This is a genomic window from Neobacillus paridis (assembly GCF_016765675.1).
Taxonomy (GTDB): domain Bacteria; phylum Bacillota; class Bacilli; order Bacillales; family Cytobacillaceae; genus Neobacillus; species Neobacillus paridis.
Genome location: NZ_JAESWB010000233.1, coordinates 43,599 through 63,159, shown reverse-complemented (window position 1 = coordinate 63,159; position 19,561 = coordinate 43,599). Strand labels below are relative to the sequence as shown.

Annotated in this window: 19 protein-coding genes; 3 read left to right on the top strand and 16 right to left on the bottom strand. The window is 40.4% G+C overall.

Translation table 11 applies throughout. From position 1 onward, the window contains the following. Nucleotides 1-193 precede the first annotated feature (193 nt). Nucleotides 194-808 (bottom strand): SafA/ExsA family spore coat assembly protein, encoded by a 615-nt coding sequence (gene safA, locus JK635_RS15845; protein ID WP_202654934.1) that lies wholly within the window; start codon nt 806-808, stop codon nt 194-196. Nucleotides 809-1,001: 193 nt separating this feature from the next. On the opposite strand from safA, the gene JK635_RS15840 reads away from it, so the two are divergent. Further along, entirely contained in the window at nt 1,002-1,151 is a 150-nt protein-coding gene (locus tag JK635_RS15840) for a hypothetical protein (RefSeq protein ID WP_202654933.1), read from the top strand. Between the two features lie 126 nt (nt 1,152-1,277). Then, nucleotides 1,278-2,807, top strand: coding sequence for an FAD-dependent oxidoreductase (locus JK635_RS15835; RefSeq protein ID WP_202654932.1), 1,530 nt, complete (start codon nt 1,278-1,280; stop codon nt 2,805-2,807). A gap of 330 nt (nt 2,808-3,137) precedes the next feature. On the opposite strand, the gene ypzF is transcribed toward JK635_RS15835, so the two are convergent. The 11 genes from ypzF to JK635_RS15785 all read right to left on the bottom strand — a co-directional run bounded on the left by ypzF (nt 3,138) and on the right by JK635_RS15785 (nt 12,080). After that, complete coding sequence (gene ypzF, locus JK635_RS24770; RefSeq protein WP_306792954.1) at nt 3,138-3,272, bottom strand: protein YpzF; 135 nt, start codon at nt 3,270-3,272, stop codon at nt 3,138-3,140. 55 nt (nt 3,273-3,327) lie between these two features. After that, on the bottom strand, nt 3,328-4,776 hold the full coding sequence (locus JK635_RS15830) for an amidase family protein (protein WP_202654931.1): 1,449 nt from the start codon (nt 4,774-4,776) through the stop codon (nt 3,328-3,330). A 223-nt stretch (nt 4,777-4,999) separates the two neighbouring features. Then, nucleotides 5,000-6,133, bottom strand: a complete 1,134-nt coding sequence (locus JK635_RS15825) for a DEAD/DEAH box helicase (RefSeq protein ID WP_202654930.1) — start codon at nt 6,131-6,133, stop codon at nt 5,000-5,002. Nucleotides 6,134-6,203: 70 nt separating this feature from the next. Continuing rightward, complete coding sequence (locus JK635_RS15820; protein ID WP_202654929.1) at nt 6,204-6,497, bottom strand: DUF5658 family protein; 294 nt, start codon at nt 6,495-6,497, stop codon at nt 6,204-6,206. A gap of 134 nt (nt 6,498-6,631) precedes the next feature. Next, the gene (locus tag JK635_RS15815) at nt 6,632-7,093 is read right to left on the bottom strand and encodes a flavodoxin (RefSeq protein WP_202654928.1); all 462 of its coding nucleotides are present in this window, start codon (nt 7,091-7,093) and stop codon (nt 6,632-6,634) included. A 198-nt stretch (nt 7,094-7,291) separates the two neighbouring features. After that, entirely contained in the window at nt 7,292-9,343 is a 2,052-nt protein-coding gene (locus JK635_RS15810; RefSeq protein ID WP_202654927.1) for a CocE/NonD family hydrolase, read from the bottom strand. Between the two features lie 308 nt (nt 9,344-9,651). After that, nucleotides 9,652-9,909 (bottom strand): DUF2249 domain-containing protein, encoded by a 258-nt coding sequence (locus tag JK635_RS15805; protein ID WP_202654926.1) that lies wholly within the window; start codon nt 9,907-9,909, stop codon nt 9,652-9,654. A gap of 164 nt (nt 9,910-10,073) precedes the next feature. Beyond that, nucleotides 10,074-10,700 carry an arylformamidase gene (gene kynB / locus JK635_RS15800; protein WP_202654925.1) on the bottom strand — a complete coding sequence of 209 codons (627 nt, stop codon included), beginning with the start codon at nt 10,698-10,700 and terminating at the stop codon, nt 10,074-10,076. Between the two features lie 67 nt (nt 10,701-10,767). After that, the gene (locus JK635_RS15795; RefSeq protein ID WP_202654924.1) at nt 10,768-11,373 is read right to left on the bottom strand and encodes a TetR/AcrR family transcriptional regulator; all 606 of its coding nucleotides are present in this window, start codon (nt 11,371-11,373) and stop codon (nt 10,768-10,770) included. Nucleotides 11,374-11,557: 184 nt separating this feature from the next. Next, nucleotides 11,558-11,788, bottom strand: a complete 231-nt coding sequence (locus JK635_RS15790) for a hypothetical protein (protein ID WP_202654923.1) — start codon at nt 11,786-11,788, stop codon at nt 11,558-11,560. Further along, complete coding sequence (locus JK635_RS15785; RefSeq protein WP_202654922.1) at nt 11,769-12,080, bottom strand: hypothetical protein; 312 nt, start codon at nt 12,078-12,080, stop codon at nt 11,769-11,771. Before JK635_RS15785 ends, JK635_RS15790 begins: the two co-directional genes overlap by 20 nt. A 462-nt stretch (nt 12,081-12,542) precedes the next feature. Here JK635_RS15785 and JK635_RS15780 point away from each other — a divergent pair, with 462 nt between their 5' ends. Continuing rightward, nucleotides 12,543-14,192 carry a glutamine--tRNA ligase/YqeY domain fusion protein gene (locus JK635_RS15780; RefSeq protein WP_202654921.1) on the top strand — a complete coding sequence of 550 codons (1,650 nt, stop codon included), beginning with the start codon at nt 12,543-12,545 and terminating at the stop codon, nt 14,190-14,192. Between the two features lie 97 nt (nt 14,193-14,289). On the opposite strand, the gene JK635_RS15775 is transcribed toward JK635_RS15780, so the two are convergent. The 4 genes from JK635_RS15775 to JK635_RS15760 all read right to left on the bottom strand — a co-directional run bounded on the left by JK635_RS15775 (nt 14,290) and on the right by JK635_RS15760 (nt 19,513). Next, on the bottom strand, nt 14,290-15,477 hold the full coding sequence (locus JK635_RS15775; protein WP_202654920.1) for a hypothetical protein: 1,188 nt from the start codon (nt 15,475-15,477) through the stop codon (nt 14,290-14,292). Between the two features lie 167 nt (nt 15,478-15,644). After that, nucleotides 15,645-16,775, bottom strand: a complete 1,131-nt coding sequence (locus JK635_RS15770; RefSeq protein ID WP_202654919.1) for an HD-GYP domain-containing protein — start codon at nt 16,773-16,775, stop codon at nt 15,645-15,647. Between the two features lie 116 nt (nt 16,776-16,891). Further along, on the bottom strand, nt 16,892-18,139 hold the full coding sequence (locus JK635_RS15765) for an ATP-binding protein (protein WP_202654918.1): 1,248 nt from the start codon (nt 18,137-18,139) through the stop codon (nt 16,892-16,894). Nucleotides 18,140-18,766: 627 nt separating this feature from the next. Then, entirely contained in the window at nt 18,767-19,513 is a 747-nt protein-coding gene (locus tag JK635_RS15760) for a C39 family peptidase (protein ID WP_202654917.1), read from the bottom strand. Nucleotides 19,514-19,561 lie beyond the last annotated feature (48 nt).

The window sequence follows — 19,561 nt, the reverse complement described above, 5'->3', positions numbered from 1 at the left end:
ACTAATTCCCAAGCATATCAAATTTGCATCATTTATTTTACAAATTCGGGGCACTTTTTTACATGAGCCCTGCACAATTTTACCTCATTACGTTCCTTTTTTACAAACACTGGAATAAATTAGTACACGCCTTAGTATGAAGTATTCATTTACTAAATTTGGGTATTTTTCACGCTTCAAATCTACGGGCGATCTATTTGGCGATAAACATTTGCACCCAGTAATATCCATATGAACCGCCTTTGGCATAGCCGACACCGATTTGATTGGTAGAGGTGCTTAACATATTCGCGCGGTGCCCAGGACTGTTCATCCACGCTTTCACAACTGCCGCCGGAGTCGTTTGACCTGCTGCAATATTCTCCGCAGCTGAACGGTAAGCGATACCGAAATTCTTAATCATGTCAAATGGGCTGCCGTATGTCGGGCTTGTATGACTGAAGTAGTTTTTATCGCGCATATCCATCGCCTTATAGCGAGCTACCCGTGATAGTTCCCAATTCGCTGTAAAAGGTTTCAATCCATTCTTGGCCCGTTCCTGATTAGTTAGCTGAATCACCTGAGATTCAATCGATTTTACACCGTTTAAATCAGGAATGGTCACTTTTTGTCCGGGATAAATCAAGCTTGGATTTTTAAATTGCGGGTTGGCACTGATTAACTCAGAAAGTCCCACCTGATACCTGACCGCAATTTTCCAAAGCGAGTCCCCCGGCTGCACAGTATAAATTTGCTGAGCCATTGAAACACTGGGAATACAGAGAAATGAGAGGATAAACAATAAGCTGAACCAAAAAGATTTTTTCATTTAATTCCCTCCTCCGAATAATATTTGTAATTTCTGGTTCAAAATATTCAGAGAGCTACAGCTAATTTTTGCCACGGCGACTACTGAGAAAGCGGCTTTCAAAACATTTTTTTCAACCAGCAAAATGGTCTCGCAAAAGCATATATCTTTAGATAAGTACTATTTCATCATTTTTCAAAAGGAGGAATCAAATATGGCTCTATTGTGGGTTACCTTACTAGGTTTAGTGATCATTCTCTTGATTTCTGGAGGAACGATCGTTTATTTCCTGCGTCAGGCGCTAGATTCAGAGGATGCCACCCGGATTGATAAAATTACCCCCAATGACTCCAACCAATCTTGAACTGAGGAAGAACCTTGTTGAACTTTGTTCGATCAAGGTTCTTTTTTAATCCACCCTCTCCATTACATGTTTTTTTCACTTTCGGAAAAATTAAGCATGAGTTAACAATGAAACTGGAGGGTCAATATGAGTTCATCTGAAAAACTTCCCCAATTCCCTAAACCGTACTGGCGTGATTTAGAGTTCCCTGTTTTCGAACCACTTAATGCAGATTTATCTGTAGATGTAACCGTCGTCGGTGCTGGAATTACCGGAATCACCACAGCGTATTTATTGTCAAAAGCGGGAGTAAAGGTTGCCTTATTGGAGGCGGACCGGGTATTAGCCGGTACCACTGGTCACACAACCGCTAAATTAACGGCGCAGCACAACCTTATATATGATGAGATCATCAATCATTTCGGCAAGGATCAAGCTAAGCTTTACTATGATTCCCATATGAGTGCCATTCAATTTGTCGAAAATGAGGTAGACGAAAAAGGAATCGATTGTGATTTCAGCAAACAGGACGCCTGCGTGTACGCCACCACAGAGGAATATGTCGAAAAAATAAAAACGGAGTGGGAAGCATACAAAAAACTCGGAATTGATGGAGCGCTAAAGGATACCATTCCATTCAACATCCCGGTAAAAGCAGCCTTATATATGAAAAATCAAGCGCAATATCATCCACTGAAATTTTTAAAAAGTTTATTAACTGAAGCCGTTCATGCAGGCTGCGCAGTGTATGAACAAACACCCGCGACAGATATCGAGGATGACAAATCTGAGCCTAAAGTTTATGTCAAAGGCGGGTATAAAGTAACTGGCAAGCATGTGATTATGGCCTCTCATTTCCCGTTTTATGATAAAATTGGGGTATTTTTCGCCCGCATGTACGCAGACAGATCTTACGCCCTTGCGATAAAAACCGATCAGGAATACCCGGGAGGCATGTATGTCAGTGCAGATTATCCAGCGCGCTCCATCCGCTCAACTCCGTTGAATCGGGAGACACTCTGGATCATTGGCGGTGAAAGCCACAAAACCGGCCAGGGGATCAATACAATGAAGCATTACGAGGCAGTTGCGGAGTTTGCTGAGGAAACATTCGGGGCTAAAGAAATCGTCTACCGCTGGTCTGCCCAGGACTTAACCACCCTTGATAAACTCCCCTATATTGGTCCGATTACTGAGGATCGGGAGAGGGTGTTGGTCGCTACCGGTTATAAAAAATGGGGTATGACAACTGGCATCTTGGCGGGACATATTTTAAGTGATTATGTCTTGAACCGAGAAAATCCGTATAAAGAGCTTTATTCCCCATCAAGATTCCAGGCGGATCCTGATTTAAAAAAGGCTGTGACCACTAACGCGGATGTCGCTAAGCATCTAATTAAAGGAAAATTGGAATATACGGATAAAGACGCCGCTGACTTGCAGCCAAGGGAAGGCTCTGTGGTCATGTTCAACGGCAGACGGGCCGGTGCCTACAAGGACGAGAACGGGAAACTGTATGTGGTGGACACAACCTGTCAGCATATGGGCTGTGAATGTGAATGGAATGACGGCGAAAAGACATGGGACTGCCCTTGCCATGGATCACGATATAGTTTTAATGGTGAGGTCATCGAAGGCCCAGCGCTGAATCCCCTTGATTTGCTGGTAGAGGATTAAATTGATGATGAACGCAAAATTGTGGACAAGCTGCAGCGAAGGGCTCATGGGAGGGTGCAATGTACACTTTTTTGTGGAAAAAACGCAGAAAAGTGTTCATGAGAGTGGCCAATGTACACTTTTTGGGGGAAAACCGGCAGGAAAGTGCCCATGGCGCCGTTCAATGAACACAAAGTTGTGGAATAGCTACTGTAAAGTGTTCATAAGATATTCTAATATACACTTTTTTGGGGAAAACCCTGCAAGAAGTGTTCATGGAAAGGGCCAATGTACATAGTTTCTAAACAAAAATTACGCCTCCAGCCTTAAGTGGTGGGAGGCGTGTCACCTTTATTTATCCCGTGGACGATTTCGTTTCAACTCTTCACCTGTTTCAAATTCAACGAGTTCGGAGCTTGATTTCATCGCTTTTTTACGATTATTATTACGCTGGGCATTGGCATTGCCCAGTTTTGTTTTACCCATCCTGTCATCTCCTTTTCAAGAAAGTCATTGATAGTATGAGTGAAAACAACTGGAGTTATTCTTGTTCCAAAATCGGCGGCTTGCGGAATCCCGCTGCCTGTTCAAAAGCATAGGCCGCCTCAATTAATTGCGGCTCACTGTAAGCCGGTCCCGCAAAGGTAATTCCAACCGGCTCCCCTTCCATTGTATAACCGGCAGGGACTGCAATGGACGGATAGCCCGCCTTGGCACTTATATGTGAACCTTCATCGCCAGGAAAGACAATGATTTCTAAGTTGTATTTTTCTAGCGCATAATCAATTCCCTGTTGCTTAGCGTAGTACTGATCATCGACCAATGCTTCCATATAGGCCACCTCCGTTAATGACCCGCTTGTCTCTTCGGCTTCCAGCAACACGGCCTGCCCATATTTCAGCATTTTCGCTTCATGTTGTTTATTAAATTCAATCAGATCGGCCAAGGTTCTTACCTTTACAGAAGGATGGAGCCGGCTTAAATAGGCATTGAGATCAGGTTTAAATTCATAGGTGAGTACATCGTAAGACCATTGCTTTTTAGCACTGGGGATCTCAATGTTGTCGATGACTTCCGCACCGGTTGTTTTTAACACTTCGATTGCATCCCTAACGACTGCTTGTTTTTCTTTCGGTAAAAATTCGATAAAACCAGCAAAAGCAATTCCAATTCTTTTCCCATTTAAACCGTCTTTTTGTAAATGTTTCGTAAAATCGAGACTAGTTAAGGGATTTGTTTTTGTAATCGGATCCTGCTCGTCTATTCCGTTTAAAGCGGTTAACAATGTCGCCGCATCGGCAACGGTGCGTGCCATTGGACCAGCCGTATCCTGAGAATGGGCGATCGGAATAATTCCTCTCCGGCTAATCAGACCAACTGTCGGCTTGATGCCAACAAGTGAATTATTACATGCAGGATTTAGAATCGACCCCGAGGTTTCGGTTCCAACCGCTGCCGCAGCAAAATTGGCCGCAATTGCTGCTCCGGACCCTGAACTGGAGCCGCCAACATCAAATCTCCCGGGACCATAAGGATTTAATACCTGTCCCCCGCGGGAACTATAACCATTCTTCATCCCAATTGTCATAAAATTAGCCCATTCGGTCATATTTGTTTTTCCAAGGATCACCGCTCCCGCTTTACGCAATTGCGCAGCAACATACGAATCACTTGGCGCATATGAATCTTTTAAGGCAAGCGACCCGGCACTTGTATGCATTTTATCATGGGTATCAATATTGTCTTTTATTAAAATCGGGATTCCATGGAGCAGGCTGCGCGATCCTTTTTCCTGTCGTTCGGCATCGAGCGCTTCGGCAATCTGTAAAGCGTCTGGATTTACCTCGAGAATGGAATTGATTTTTTTATCGTAAACGGCAATTCTTCTTAAATACATGAAAGTCAATTCTTTAGATGTTAGCTCGCCGTTCTGTAATTTTTCTTGAAGCTGAGCAATAGTTACTTCTTCCAGCCATTCAACATCCTGCATTCTCTCATCCCTCTATTTCTCTTTTGTGTTAAAGAAAAGCGTAGAAACATCCTTTCCTGTTAGGTAATTTGAGTATATCATATCAGAAAACTAATATTTCCTAAAAGTTTTACATTTCACAAAATATTAAGCTGATATGGGAAATAGCATGGACCTGTAACAAAAAGGACATGACCTCTTTTTCATTACAAAGTGTCATGTCCTTTTATTTTGGCAAGGGCTGCTAGCGCCGAACAGTCTCCGGAGCAAGTTCCCCTTTATAAATAATTCGTTTATGAAGCGGGATGTTTAATTCGCGGCAGTAGCGTTTTAATTCACGCTCTTCTCGCACCGTTACTAGGGAAATGACTGTTCCATTGGCCCCCATTCTTCCCGTTCTTCCGGCCCGGTGAATATATTGGGTGATGTCCCGCGGTAGATCGATTTGCACCACATGAGTAATTCCTTGAATATCAAGGCCCCTTGCTGCCACATCTGTCGCCACCAGCATTTTCAAATCCCCAGCTCGAAAAGCTTTCAATACAGCCTGCCGCTCCAGTTTTTTCATTTCACTATGTAGAATCCCGACGGAAAGCTCCTTAAAATGTAGTTTCTGCTTGAATACTTCAAGTTCGCCAATATCATTAATAAACGCCAGCGATTTGGCATTTTCGAAGCGGGCCATTTTTTCAAGGAGTTTAATTTTATCCCTGCGCTCACTAACCAAATAAAGATGCTCAACATTTTCGGATTGTACTCCAGAGTCAGCGTTCGTAATTCTAATAATTTTCGGAGTTTTCATCAAATCCTTTGCCAATTGCTCCGCTGCTTGATTCAATGTTGCCGAAAATAGCACCACTTGGCGATCTGCCAAAGCCGCTTTCACGATGTTTTGGACACTTTGAAGGTGTTCTTGCTTTAACAGTTGGTCACCTTCATCGAGCACGATCAATTTGACTTCATGCATTTTCACTTTTTTCTGTTTAATCAGTTCCAGTAATCGTCCGGGCGTGGCAAAAATAACCTGTGGCCGCTTTTTTAATTTTTCCAGCTGCCGTTTCGGGTTAGCTCCGCCAATAATGGATGTCCCTCTGATGCCGCTTCCCTCTGACCATTTTTGAAATTCATGAAAAATCTGCATGACCAGCTCCTGTGAAGAAGCTATTACCACCGCTTGCAATGAGGGTAAGGTGGCATCAATTTTATCTAGCAATGGCAGCAAATAAGCCATGGTTTTTCCTGTCCCTGTTGGTGACTCAGCAATAACATCCCGGCCCTCAAGAATTACAGGAATCGCTGCTTCTTGTATTGCTGTCATTGTTTGGAATTCAGACTTTTCCCACACTTCGTGTAAAAATGGTTTTAAATGAATGTTCATGTTTTGCTCCTTTTGCTCACACATTTTCTTAAACTTGATAGTAACGTAATCGGGTGGTGGTGTCCAGCTTTCATGCGTTAAGATAGAGAACCATCCAGACCAAATGATAAACAAGAACGGAAAAATATATGAAACAGGAGGCGACTAATAAGAGCTTCATTTTCTTTTTTACTGGATGAAAAAGAAAGAGTCCAATCAACAAAAGTGGAAGGGAAATTTTAATCAGATAAAAATAAGACCAGTTTTTCTCAATCACCAATTTCATTAACGGATTCGCTTCCTCCACAATCCCTAAGGTGACCCCAAAATGGGTTAAAACAGCATCCAGTGTTCCGGCAAAAAGTAAAAACAGGCAAAATCTCATCTGCTCCTCCCTTCTAAAAATCAGTCTTTCTTTTTCTTAGTAGACTGATACATTATTTTAATTTTAACATATAAAATACATAATTGTTCTCATTAGAGAACATAATAGATAAAAAAATTGCCCTAATTGGGCATTTAGTCGTTAGATTTTATTAATTTTTCCACAAACGCTCTTCCGTATTGAATACATTGTTCTTTCTCAGCAGGCGTGGGCGCGAGGTCAATTTTTAATCCATCAAGGACGACATCGGCACCGCGTTCTGTTAATTTTTCCATTAAAGTATCAACCGCTTTGCCACGATCCTGATAAAATGAGTCACAGGAGCCAAAGGCAGCAGCGATTTTTCCGGTCAGATCCAAGGAATCCATTTCTTCATAGAAATCAAGAAACTCATCGGGAAGGCTTCCATTATCCCATGTATAAGCTCCTAAAAGAATTCCATTATAATTTTGTAATTCAAATGTATCTGCCTCTAAAATGTCTTTAATTTCCACAGCGACTCCCGAATCTTGAATGCCTACTCCAATATTCCTAGCCATCTCCTCGGTATTGCCCGACATACTTGCATAAACAATTAAGCATTGTTTCGTTTTCATGAAATTCACCTCGTCGTTTTTATTTCAATTTAATGAATTTCATTCTCAATTACCTTGATTAATATCAAGAATTTAAAAAAGACCTGAACAAATATATGACCCCCGAAACAGGCAAAACCCTTTGCAACGCAATTTCAGTCGTCACAAAGGGCATTGTTTCAAAAGGGATTACATTTTAAACGTTAATAAATAATTTTCCTACACTAAATCTCTCGGAATCTCCGTTCTCCATGTCTTTGTAAAAACTTCCTTCTCTCCCTCAAATGCCACCAATTTATTGGTTAGATAAAACTGATATTGATCGGACTCCATCGTGCTGATTGTTTCAAGACGCGTCTGCCAGTCACCGCGCCCCAAGGTTAGTGACCACTCACAACGTACCTCCGCCGACAACGGGTCACCTTCCCTGATCCGATATAAATTTCGATTTATACTGCCATATTCGATCCCATTGTAAAATAATCGATAGGCTCCTTCATCAGAAACATCTTCGAGATCCCATACTCCTTTGATAAGATCATAATGCACTTTCCTTATTCGGCTCTCGGGTCTTATAACCTCCCGTTCCATGCATTCTGCTGTTTCTGGAGATGCGAATTCCGGAAGATCTTCATCCAGCAGTTGAGCAGGACGAACCGGCAGTCTTAAATATGTTTTTTCACCCAAAAAAACCTGCAATGTAACGGGTTCAGGTGATGGCCATGCATGCGGCCAGTAAGTTGGCGACAATGCCAAACGCCAACGATGACCTGCAGGCAGGACATATCCAGCCGCATTAAGCCGGAATGAAATCGAATAATGTTGTCCCGAAACAAGTGGTTCCGGAAATTCATAACTGTTGCGATGAGTTAAATTCAGCATTCCCCAGCTGACAAGCGTTGAAGCTCCATCTGGTGCAACATCACATAAACGGGCAACAATGAAAGCATTCGGACGATCAGCAGCAAGTTCCACTGATACTTCTGGAAAACCAAGAATCTCCATTGGTTCAGTTAAAGGGTTGGAAGTAAAGCAAACCGACACTCCATCCTCTAGCCGCTGATCGGAAGCAAAATCTCCCTCTTGACCAAACGGGCACCAAACACCTGAGTATAATCCATGCTGTTGAACACTTGAAATGGAAACCACACTAGTGGCAGACTGCTTTCCTTCCGTCAACCTGTTGTCGTCCAGCCAATACTCAACCGGAGTACTATCGGGTGATGGCCACGAGGATTCAGCGACCCAGCGGCCCAGTCGTTCCTCGTAATTCACTTGAGGAGGAACCGACTCCTGCATCCAAACCCTCAGCATCGGTTCCTCCATAATACCCGTATCGATGCCTTTTAACCAATGATCCCACCAGCGCAAGGCTTCCTGTAGAAATCCAATCGCCGGTCCTGGCACCGCAACCTCCGGAAATTCATGTGCCCACGGTCCAATTAGCCCCTTCCGCGGTACCTGTAGTCCTTCAAGCAGACGGAAAATGGCATTTGTATAGCCATCAGCCCAGCCGCCAACAGCGAAGACTGGTATATTAATATCTTGGTAATTTTCACAAACCGAACCATGTTTCCAATAAGCATCCCGACGTTGATGCTTCACCCATTCCTCAACAAATGGCGGTGTTTTTTCAAGCCGCTCAAGCCATGAGGAACGCCACTCTTCCCCAACAATCTGAGGGTCTGCGGGACGGCCATTATAAACCAGCATTGTCGAGGCCCACCAAAGCATGTCCGATGCAAGTAGACAGCCGCCCATGTAATGAACATCATCGGCATAACGATCGTCAGTGGAACAGAGAGTAATGATTGCTTTAAGTGCGGGATGGCGTCTCGCTGCCACCTGAAGCCCATTGAATCCTCCCCATGATTTTCCAATCATACCCACATCCCCCGTTGACCATGGCTGTTCCGCAATCCAAGTTAATACCTCCAAGGCATCGTCCTGCTCTTGCGGTAAATATTCATCATAAAGAATTCCATCTGAATCTCCAGATCCGCGCATATCGACACGGATACTGGCATAACCATGTCCAGCAAAATATGGATGACGGACGGAATCCCGCAAAGCTGTAAAGTCATTTTTTCGATATGGTAGGTATTCTAGTATGGCAGGGACCGGATTTTGCTCTGCATCCTCGGGAAGCCAAATCCTCGCCGAAAGCCGTGTACCATCAGACATCGGAATCCACACATGTTCAATCTGACGTACTTTTCGCGGAAACTCTGTTTTAATTGATAAAGCTGAGTCACGAATATCAAAAGCCATTCTAATCCCCTCCAAAAAAGTTTAAATATGTACCGATTTTCCCCTACAAACATAGAAAGAGTTAATTTAAGGAAACGAACTTGTTCTTCTATTAAATTATACAGCAATAATTAAAATTTTGGCACTTTTTCGAAAGGGGTTCAGAATTTGCTATAGCATGAAAACAAAAAATCCTCCAACGAGGTGGAGGATAAATGAGTAATCAATGGATGATGAGTTAGATAGTCTTCATAACATTCTGAATCTGAAATTAGAATTTTTTTTAAAATATAAGCCGGATTGGATTAACTCCATCCAGCAATTGAATTTTAAAATGAATCAAGTTTCGCCGCCATAAGACGGAAATGCATTGGTTCTAGTTCATTGACAACGACGTTCAATCCTAACGACTGCAGTGTGGCGATCAGTGGTTCAGCCCGGTGTGGCAAATGGATTTCAAAAATCGTCCCGAGTGGGGCCGCTTTAACTGCATTTAATATTTCACGGCGTGGGTGTTCGCCTCTGGCAATCCGTTCACGCACGTCAATAATCATTCTATTTCCATCCATTTGAAAAGTTGCACTCATGGTTATCGTCTCCTTTAGCAAAGATATGCTTCAGTATAGCATCGCTCTCACTTCAATAAATTGATTTACATCACTTTCCGATTTATTTCGAGGATGACCAGCAAATAGAAGACAAAAAAGAGCACCCTTTCTTCTTGCACCTGTTTCCCGCTGAACAAGGTAACCTACCGTTCATGACACCTGAGTATGGCTCGAACCGGACTGCCGTCTCCTTCGACAAGCGGCAGCGGCAAAGCGATTAACTCATAATCACCAGGTTCTACTTCGTCGAGGATTACAGATTCCAGGATATGGATTCCATTTTCATTTAAACTCTTATGTGCTGGAAGGTCCTCACTGTCAAGCGGATCAACTGAGGGGACATCTAGACCAATCAGCCTGACGCCCTTAGTGGCCAAGAACGGGGCCAAGTTCGGCTCAAGATAGGGGATTTCCCCTGGAAATTGTGCAGGATTTTTCCAAGCGAGGGTTTTCAACAAGATTCTTTGCACTCCATCAAAATTGATGTTTTCCAGTTCTTTTACACCAATCCGGGCCTTGTTCGTCATATCTACCACCCTTGCTGGACCGACATAAAGTCCCGGGTCTAAATCAATTATTTTTTTTCCATTAGGGTCGAAGTGAAATGGGGCATCGACATGTGTTCCGGCATGGGCACTTAATATCAGACTGCCGACATTTACTGTCGTATCTCCCGTTGTCGTACTTGAAACATCATATTGAAAGGGGGTATCACCGAGCCATACCGGCATGCCCGTTTGCAGCTTTCTGGATATGTCAAAAATCCGCATTTTTGCTCACTCCATCCTGTAATTTCACACATTTTAGTTTCCACTTTTCACTACATCCAAAAAACAATTATTCATTTGCTAAATGAACAAATGCTCCGATTACGATTCGATTTAAAAGGCGGGCCAGTTCATCAATGTTTAATGGATTTTCGCGTACTTTATAATAATTTTGCACTACTACCTCATTAATGGCTCCAATCATCGCTTGCGATACAATCCGCAGCTCTGTTTCTGAGACAGTCTTCGGCAAGAGACCTTGAACCGTTTGCAACATCAGCTGAGCAAAGCTACGATGTGCTTCACTTCTAACCTGTTCCACTTCCTTGGAGACACCCACCGATTCAATCAGCATTAAGTTGGCAACCTTCATATCGGTAAAACAAATTTCGATATAGCGGCGGATTCCGACATAAGCCTTGTATGCCGTCCGCTTCTCCTTGTTGATCTCCAGCCTAACCTCTTCAACCATTTCCGCAAATAACTCGGCAAAAAGTTGTTCCATTAAATTTTCTTTACTGGAGAAGTGCTGATAAAAGGTTGTTTTTGAAATCCTTGCCTGCTCCACAATATCAAGTACAGAAGTATGCTTGAATCCTTTGCTTGTGAAGAGAATCAAGGCGGTATAGAAAATTTTCTTCTTCGCTTCTTTTGGCATTTCTGTCACAAATAACATGGTCATCCGTCCAATCTTTTCAGTACCAGTACGAACCAGTATTATTTTAAAAGATATTCTTTTGTTTCACAAGAAACTCTCTCTTATTCAAGGTTGAAAGTGATATACAAAAAGCCAACAAATAAGTTGGCTTTTTGTAATCTGAAATTATTAACATATTAAGGATTAAGCAATTAGAAAGTCCTTACTTTTTATTAGGTAACTCATGTTTTAATTCTTTATAATTTTTAGGTATTTTAATTTTTAATTTCCCATTATCTGAAGTAGTAAATATTGAATTTATTTTGATGTCATTTACTTTAATAGTATTTACCATTTCTCCTGAAGCATTATAAATCTCAAAATCCAACATAATGCCTGTATCTTTGTGAACCAAAACTTTAAATGTGTCACCATCAAAACTTGTTAAGGACATCTTTTGTATAACTTGCGGGTTTACCATTTAGTTTAACCTTAAAGAACGTAGTATCATCTATGTTACTCTTTTTTACGTAATAACGAAAAGAACCTTTTGCATTTTTAAAATAATCAAGACTATTAATCATTTTATCTTGAATAGCTTGCTTTTCCAATTCATCAGAACTGATAGAACTAGCTTGTGCTTTATCAACCACATTATCCTTATTTGATAGAGTGCTATATATACCTATTGAAGATATTGATACAGCAAGTAATGGTATAGCAATCATTTTAAATTTTTTAGACATGCTAGCACTCCTTATTTTTAGTGAAGTCAGCCATTATTTTGTAAAAAATAATAAATCTCCCAAATATATCATATTATAGTTTCTATTATTTGTAAATATCTTATTCTGGTCAAAGATAAACAGAGTGTGTTATCTTATCTAGTAATTAATGGGTTATACAAATAGAGTCCTCTTTTACTGTTAAGGCTTTAAAATTGGAAATTTTTTGTAAATGGACCAAAAAGAAAAGGAAGGGGTGAAGTGATTCAATTGGAATTAGTATCATAATCAATAATGCCAGTGGGACTAGTCAATCCACTGGTATTTTTTATTTTCCACTAAAAAATCATTTTGGTATTGCCTCCAATATAGGAGAAAAAATCCTGTTTCTTTCCGTTTTTCCGCTGATTTGTTGGGAAGAATGGAAAAATATCAATATTTGTGGTATTTATAGAATAGACAAGATGAAAGAGGTTGAAAAGAGTGGAAAATCAGAACTCTAATTTTATAAGGGATATCATGATCAAGGATTTAGAATCAGGCAAACGCGATACAATTGTAACCCGGTTCCCGCCTGAGCCTAACGGTTACCTGCATATCGGGCATGCCAAATCGATCATCCTCAACTTTGGCTTGGCAGATGAATTTAACGGAAAAACAAACCTCCGCTTTGATGATACAAATCCGGCCAAGGAAGATGTCGAATTTGTTAATTCCATTAAGGAGGATGTCAAATGGCTCGGCTTTGAATGGGACAACTTATTTTTCGCCTCCGATTATTTCGATGAAATGTATAACCGAGCTGTTCTGTTAATTAAAAAAGGGCTGGCCTATGTTGATGACTTAAGTGCCGATGAAATCCGCGAGTATCGCGGCACCCTTACTGAGCCTGGTAAAAACAGTCCATATCGGGATCGGACGATTGAGGAGAACCTTGAATTGTTTGAACGAATGCGGGCCGGCGAATTTGCCGATGGTGAAAAAGTTTTACGGGCCAAAATCGATATGGCTTCACCCAATATCAATTTACGCGACCCGGTTATTTACCGCATTGCTCATGTAACACATCATAACACGGGTGACAAGTGGTGCATCTATCCGATGTACGCCTTTGCTCACCCGCTCGAGGATGCAATTGAAGGCATTACTCACTCCATTTGCACAATAGAATTCGAGGATCAGCGGCCATTTTATAATTGGGTTGTCGAACAATGTGAAATGAAACATCAACCGCAGCAAATCGAGTTTGGCCGCTTAAATTTGACGAATACTGTAATGAGTAAACGCAAGTTAAAGCAGCTGGTTGAAGAAGGTTATGTCGATGGCTGGGATGACCCGCGGATGCCGACGATTTCCGGAATGCGCCGCAGAGGATTCACCCCGGAATCCATTCGTAATTTTGTTCGCGAAACCGCTGTTTCGAAAAATAATGCGACCGTTGATTTCGAAATGCTGGAGCATTTTGTCCGAGAGGATTTAAAATTAAAAGCACCGCGGACGATGGGAATCATAAATCCGTTAAAAGTCGTCATCACCAATTATCCGGAAGGACAAATCGAATTGCTGGATGCTGAGATTAATCCTGAAAATCCTGAAATGGGTGTACGGAAAATTCCATTCTCACGTGAAATCTATATCGAACAAGAAGATTTCATGGAGAATCCGCCGAAAAAATATTTCCGCCTTTTCCCAGGCAATGAAGTTCGGTTAAAACATGCCTATTTCATTAAATGTGAGGAAATCGTAAAAGATGCTAATGGAAATGTGGTCGAGCTGCGCTGCACTTACGACCCGCAAACAAAGAGCGGTAGCGGTTTTACCGGCAGAAAGGTAAAGGGAACCATTCATTGGGTGGAAGCCACGCACGCTGTTCCCGCAGAATTCCGCCTGTATGAACCATTAATTTTGAATGAATCAGAGGAAGATGATGAAGGGACATTCCTTGATCATGTAAATCCAAATTCACTGCAGATATTCCATGGCTATGTCGAACCGAACATGAAAGAAAGCCGGCCGCATGATAAATTCCAGTTCTTTAGGCATGGCTATTTCAATGTTGATCCAAAAGATACCACCGTCGATAAATTAGTATTCAACCGGATTGTTTCCTTAAAGAGCTCCTTCAAACTATAAAGAAAACTCGCCGATTGCGAGTCCGTTAGTAAGTTGAATTTAGGCGCATAGGAAAAAGGTGTCAGGAACCGCAAATGGTGACTGACACCTTTTTACATTAGGCCCGACGGCGAAGGTATTTTTTTTGCCAAGAAAAAAGTAATAGCAGCAGGACAATGAAAATTTGTAAGCTAAACATCGCGGCATCCCAAAATGGCAGTGTGTCCACCCCTTGTGAAAAGCCGGGGAACACCTTTTTCCAGGCAAACAATAATTGTGGAATATAATAAAAGGCAAATAAGAGGAGGGTTAAACCGACTCCGAGCAAATAAAAGACGGAATAGATAAGGACAGTCCTTCTCTCCTCAGGATAAATTACTGTTTCCTTGTCAGCTTGGTTCAGAAACGGCACCAATTTTCTTAAAACCTGCTGGGCACTTTCCATTAAGTTATAACAGCCCGACACATTCTCAAACACGTAGTATAGATCTGTCTTCATATAGATACAGCACTGGTATACTATGCGGATAAATGTATCTAACACAATGACATCAAGGACCCTTGGAAACATGCCAGACTGACCGGAAAGCAGCAGCTGACAAATTAACGCCAGAAAAAGAATCACCGTATCAAAGCAAAGCCCTGCTAAATATAAAACATTCCGATTTCTGGACGGCAGCTTCCAGACCGGGCCCATGTCCGTTTCAAACACCACCAGAAACAGACGGTGACCAATCTCTAATTTTGTTGGCAGATTAAAGGCCCTCATCGCCAGTATATGACCCAATTCATGGATCAAAACAAATATAAAAGATAATAACATCCATGCGAGGATATTTAAAAACATATAATCAAAGATAAACAAATCTTTATATGTTGGGAATAATGACGGATTAGCAGCAAAAAGAACGACATTGCCGATAAACAACGCGCCATATACAAAATAGGCAGCCTTATTAAAAAAGAAGTTTCCAAGCTGTGGAGAGACCCTCAAAAATCCTTGAGGAAGCTTTTCTTTTTCTTTGGCCTCAACCTTTACACCGTCAATTTCCGTAACAAGCTGCAGTTCTAATAGCTGCTGGGCAAAATCGAGTAAATCCACTTCTTCAGTTGGATATTTTTCTTTCAGCTCTCGCTCGATCTCCCCTAATGAATTCCCCTCGTTAAGAAGACGAATCGCTTCAATACAAACCTCCGGCATTTCATAAAATTCACCTGACGTTGGATCTTCGACAATAAAATGTTTTTTATCCTGAATTATATTTAATGGTATTAATTTAAGGTGCGAATCATGGGTGAAGTTCATTTCAACACCTACCCTATAATAACTTTATTCAAACACAAGAGGTGCCGGTTTTTACCAGCACCCCCCCTTTTACCATGGCTTTAATCCGAAGAATCCACACCACCAGCAAGTAGTTTTTACCTTTTTTAACTTACGGATTTTCATAGCTTTCCCTCCTTTAATCTTTTTTAATTCCATGGGTATTTTTGATGAAAGTCGACCCATGCTGGATATACATTTTTAAATGATTCTACCAACACAGGATCAAACTGTGACCCCTTGCCCTCAATTATTCGCTGATAAGCCACATCGGCTGGTAACGCTGATCGATAAGATCGTGACGACGTCATTGCATCAAAGGCATCGGCAATTGCAGCGACTCTAGCTAATAAGGGAATCTCTTCTCCTCTTAACCCATCTGGGTAGCCTTTCCCATCCCAGCGTTCATGATGGGAGCGAATAACACTAATACAATCCTTAATTCCTTCGACATTCTTGACTGCTTCAGCTCCAACAACAGGGTGTATTTTAATAATGTCTAATTCTTCTTCTGTTAGTTTTCCAGGCTTCATCAAAATAGAATCGGGAATATGGACTTTTCCGATATCGTGAAGCAAACAGGCATGGTAAAATGATTTTTGTTCCTTTTTTGAAAACTTTCTTATATTTTGCAATAGCATTAGTGCATAACTGGCTACCCTCTCACTATGACCTCTTGTATAGGGGTCTTTTAGCTCCAAGGTAGCTATTACTCCCTTAACAATTCCATCCAGTTGTTCATCGTATGAATTGCTTACTGCACGAACATAACCCCGAAAACGGATTAATAGAAAGAAAGACATTATCGCTAATACTGTAAGTAATGATATTGGCATTACAACATAGGAAGTATTCAAAACAATCCCAATTAGTATGTATTTGATCGCTATTCCTAAGCTTACTACCCAAAAGTAACTTATATTCAAAAATAGTGGTAATGTTAGAATTAAAAACACTTCTACCATATTCCCACTTGTATAGGAATCCCCTCTACCAAAAAATGTCACAATATCAACAAGAGCAGCAGACACTACATAGCAAATGAAAAAGATATATTTGATTAAAGATTGGTTATTAGTTTTAAAAAGATAAATAATAACAGGAATCAATATAATAAGCAGTGCATAGTTTAAATACCAAATATTACTAGGGAGACCACTCCTGACATGAAAAATGTAATCAGGTAAAATAAAATAATAAACAGCATCCGAACCAATAAAAATAATATAGAAAAATAACAGAAACCATTTTATGGCTCGTTTCTCTTCATGTGGTATCATAAAAACCTCCACGTGTATCAAACACATCACTAATCTAAGATGTCATGAAAATATTTTTCAATTACATTATAGACTATTCATAAACCCCTTGTAACCTTTTATTTTATCAATTTTATTTACGAATGATGATTGCTTTCTCGCGGTAAAGTTACCGTTACCTTCGTCCCTTTTCCTACGTTGCTTTCTATATTCACATCGCCGTGATGCTCCTTAATTATTTTGTTCGTGATCACTAAACCAAGGCCTGTACCACCTTTTTTTGTAGTAAAAAAAGGAACTTTTAGATTAGGAATATCTTCACTTTTTATGCCACAGCCTTCATCCTCGACAGATATAGCAATTTTTGAATCACCCAACGACTGCGCCGTTATTCTAATTGTACCTCCCTCTGGCATTGCTTCTATCGCATTCTTCAACAGATTGATAAACACTTGTTTCAATTGTTTCTCGTCACAGTCTAACAACGGGAGAGGTTCTTCCATTTCTGTTTCAATCTTAACATTTTGGGCAAACGCCTGTTGTTCCATAATTGAGATGGTATAACTAATGATGTCTTTTATATTTGCCTTTTCAATTTGAAGTGCTTTCGATTTACTGATATACATTAAATCATTGACAATTAAATCAAGCCGATCTATTTCCTGAATCATAATGGAATAATAATCACTAGTTTCAGGATATCGCTCGTGCTGAAGCTGGGCAAACCCTTTAAGTGATGCCAACGGATTGCGTATCTCGTGGCCGATGGTTGCTGCCATTTGCCCAATGACTGCCAGCTTTTCTTTTTGATGAAGCTCTTCATTGACCGCCGTTAGTGAATGAATATATGAAAAAAAGCGATTAAGCAAAATATAAGAGATAACGACCAATGTAAGAATTATGACAATTGGTACAATCGTATCCATATCATGAAGGATAACTCCCAAAAAACAATATTTACCAATCAAACCAAAAGAAACAGTCCAAAAAAACCGTTTATTCACAAATATTGGAGCAATAACTACAAATAGCAGTTCCACTATATTTCCTGAAGCCAATGGTTGTGATGAACCAAAATACCTTAACAGGTTATCAATTACATCTATGAAAATATAACTGATAAAAACGAAGTATTTAACAAAATATGGACCCTTTTTCTTATAAATGTAAACTGATACCGGAAGAAAACCGATAACACAAATATAAAGCCAAATACCAAGCCCCTCTTTTAAATATTGATGATTCGAGCGTATAGAAAATTTAGGTAAAATTGAGTACCAAAAGACATTGTAAGTTATAAAAAATAGATAGAATAACGTTAAAAATAACTTTACCGCTTTTTTCTCTTCAAAAATCAGCTTAGGACTTTGACTCGTGTCACCCATATTAATAACTCCTTAATACCATAACATTCAAAAGATTGCAAAAATGTCCATAAATTATTCTTGGTTCTATTGTACCATGTTTTTTATGAAATACGATTTTTTTCGACATTTTTTGAATTTGGGAAAAAAATAAGGAAGTCTCTTAAACGATAACTTCCTTAGATTCTTTATGTAAACAGGGAAAATTCCTGCCGGAAAAGTATTTTTTAGGAATTATTTATAATTTTTCTTGACTATTAAAGCATTTAGACGTATAATACTAAATTGTGCTTTACTTTTTATGTAACTTGGATTAGACAAATGTAGGAATATTTTCTGGCTCCACTATTGTTTTAACGGAAAGACTTATTCACACTGGAACGGCCTCGGAGCCGTAAGGATGTAAGAGAGGTAGGGCTTACGTCGTTTAGGTTATTAAACCTACAGTGGAAAATGTACCGCGGCAATTTATCGTTGAATTTTTACATGCTGAAAACTAGCAAATGAACATGCACCTTTCAGGTTACAAAAATATAGCTATATAAAGCAAAATCGAAGGCAGAGGATGTTTATTCCCCTGCCTTCGTCAATGATATCGATTTATGCCGCCTAAACGAATGGAAAAACCACCGTTATAGAGGTTTCCCATTATTTTTCGATGACAATGGCTTGTCTGCCCATTTGCTCCCAGGCTTTAATAAAATACGTCCGGTTGCATTTGCGATTCTTCACTCCATAAGGATCGTTCACATATACATACTTGTCATCATAACCAGTTATGGCGACGCTGTGCTCGCTAAAGGTAATGTTTATTTTTCCCTGAGGTGTGTTCCATGTTTTAAAATTCGAAACAGGAGTAAAATTGACCGTGGTAACAATCCAAACGGGGTTCCCTTGGCTGATCTTTTTTAATAGATCTGTAAATGGGCTGTTTGTTAAATTTACCGCTCTATCGCCAGCATATTTCTTAGCAAGAGCAAACATGGGTCCATTGTAGACCCCAAGACCAGGTCCATGTTCCATATTGCCGACAAACCCGACATTCGGATTTCCTTTTAATCCATTCGGGTATGTAAAAGGGACTCTTTTAATATTTTTCGCCAGCTCGTTTTTCGAAACCTTTACTCCGCTATAGTTAAGGACCATTGCCATGCTGGCAACCTCACATCCATTATAAAGCCTCGGATTGTCCATTTGATTAATTAACGGTACATCCAAGATCTTGCTTTTGGGTAAAATGGGTTTGTATGATTGCAGGGCAAGCTGGCGTGTCTTCAATGGAGCAGCTTGTTTCACTAACACTGGCACCGCTTGCTTAGCCTTAACGTCTAAAATTGATTTTACCCCAAAAAAGGAAAATGCCAAAATCACAACGATTATGATCCATTTTTTCATATAATCTTTTCATTCCTTATAAAACATTTTAGGGAAAAAGTTATTCAA